The organism is Streptomyces sp. NPDC093544, assembly GCF_040683495.1.
In the GTDB taxonomy this organism is placed as follows: Bacteria; Actinomycetota; Actinomycetes; order Streptomycetales; family Streptomycetaceae; genus Streptomyces.
Genome location: NZ_JBFBEA010000079.1, coordinates 1 through 1,179 on the forward strand (window position 1 = coordinate 1; position 1,179 = coordinate 1,179).

General features: G+C 67.9%; 1 protein-coding gene. It reads left to right on the plus strand.

Features of this window, described 5'->3' with window-relative positions; genetic code table 11:
• Nucleotides 1-45: 45 nt before the first annotated feature.
• A partial coding sequence (locus AB0N66_RS42440) for an IS30 family transposase (protein WP_365446367.1) occupies nucleotides 46-1,179 on the plus strand: 1,134 nt, incomplete at its 3' end.

Genomic DNA, 1,179 nt, shown 5'->3' on the forward strand with positions numbered 1-1,179 from the left:
CTTCCGTTCTAGTGGTCGTCGCAACACCCCAGTTCAGGGGATGCGATGGACTTCAAGATCCGGGAGATCCGGACTGCTCAGGGGCCAAAGAAGCTGCTGCTTGAGAGGGAGGAATACTTCCGGCTCATGCAGCAGGGCCTGAGCACCAAAGAGGCATGCCGGATCGTCGGCATCAACACGAAGACCGGACGGCGATGGCGTAACGGCCGGAGCGCCGACCGCAGACAGAAGGTGGCACCCCCGATCCACGCGGTGGTGCCGCCTTCTGGGCCCTCCCGGTACTTGTGCGAGGCCGATCGGATCCACATCGCCGACCGGTTGCGGGAGAAGGCGTCAGTGCGTGCGATCGCCGCCGAGCTGGGCCGTAGCCCGTCCACCATCAGCCGGGAGATCTGGCGCAACCGCACGAACGGCACCCGCGGACTGTGGCACTACCGGCCCTACGCCGCCCAGGCCCGCGCGGACGCCCGTCGTCCCCGCCCCAAGCCCGGGAAGATCGGGCAGTGCATCCGGCTGCAGGACTACATCCAGGAGCGACTGGAAAGACGCTGGAGCCCGGAGCAGATAGCTCACCAGCTCCGCCGGGATTTCCCCGACGACCCGGAGATGCGCGTGACGCACGAGACGATCTACCAGGCGCTCTACGTTCAGGGCCGCGGCGAGCTCCGCCGTGAACTCACCAAGGCCCTGCGGACCGGACGGGCCCGCCGGCGCCCCCAGCGCCAGGCAAACAAGCGTCAGCCCCGCTTCAGCACACCCATGGTGATGGTCAGCGACCGGCCTGCCGAAGCTGCCGACCGCGCCGTTCCCGGACACTGGGAAGGCGACTGCATCGTCGGCCCCAGCCACGGCTCCGCCATCGGCACTCTGGTCGAACGCACGACCCGCTTCACCATGCTGGTGCACCTGCCCCACGGCCACCGGGCAGAGCACTTCCACCAGGCCCTCACCGCCACGATCAGCGAACTTCCGCCCCACCTGCGGCGGTCACTGACCTGGGACCAGGGCAACGAGATGGCCAGCCACCAGCTCTTTTCCACCGCCACGGACATGCCGGTCTACTTCTGCAATCCCGGCAGCCCCTGGCAGCGCGGCTCCAACGAGAACACCAACGGCCTGCTGCGGCAGTACTTCCCCAAGGGCACTGACCTGTCCCGCTACAGCCGCGAGGACCTGGAC